The following is a 927-nucleotide window of genomic DNA, read 5'->3' as shown; positions in this document are numbered from 1 at the left end:
GCCGTGGGTGCTGTGGCCGCAGTCCGACGCGCCCGAGCCACCACCCTCGGGCCGCCGGCGGCCGGTCAGGATGCCGACGTTCCCCGCACGGTTACCGCCCGTGGCCCCGGAGTTCCCCGAGGTGCCGGAGTTCCCGGACTGCGCGGTGTTGCTGCTGGTGGCGTTGCCGCCGTCGCCGCCGCGGCCGGTGTTCCCGGACTGGGCGCCGGTGGTGTTGGTAGCGGAGGCGTCCGCACGCGAGGAGTTGCCGGTGCCGGGGTGGTTCCAGCCGCCCCAACGCTCGCGGTCATCGCCCCAGCGCACCGGGCGGCTGCCGCTGTTGTCCCCGCTCCAGCCCCACGGCTGGTTGTCCCAGCCGGTGGTGCGGGTCGAGTGGGCGGTGGAGGTGGCGCCGCCGGTCGCGGTGCCCGTGCCGGAGTCGCCGCCACGGGCACCCTGGCCGCCCTGCGTCCACGAGGTGTTCGAGGCGTCACCGGTCGCGCCGGTGTTCCCGGTACTTCCGGAGTTCCCCGACGTCGCGGTCGCGTCGCAGCGGGCCAGGATGCACAGGTTGTTGGCGCTGTTGCCGCCCGTGGACCCCGAGTTCCCGGAATTGCCGGAGTTCCCGGACCGGGCGGTGTTGGAGCTGGAGGCGTTGCCACCGTCACCACCGCGCCCGGTGGTACCGGACCGGGCACCGGTGGCGTTGCTCGCGGAGGACTCGGCGTCGCTGCGGCCGGAGCCGCGGCGGTGACCGTTGCCCCGGGAGCTGGTGCTGCTGGTGCTGTGGGAGGTACCAGTTGCAGTCGCCGTGCCGGAGTCCCCGCCACGGGCTCCGTCGCCGCCGTTGGCGGTCGAGGTGTTCGACGCATCCCCCGTGCGGCCGGTCGAACCGGTGTTCCCGGAGTTACCGGACGAGGCGTGCGCGGTGCAGTCCGCGAGAATACA

At 74.2% G+C, this 927-nt stretch carries 1 pseudogene; it reads right to left on the bottom strand.

Features of this window, described 5'->3' with window-relative positions:
* Window positions 1-927, bottom strand: a pseudogene (locus O3W51_RS48185) (hypothetical protein); the annotation flags it as partial.

It is taken from the genome of Streptomyces sp. H39-C1 (assembly GCF_027158125.1).
Lineage (GTDB): Bacteria > Actinomycetota > Actinomycetes > Streptomycetales > Streptomycetaceae > Actinacidiphila > Actinacidiphila fildesensis.
This window is presented reverse-complemented; position numbering and strand designations above follow the sequence as displayed.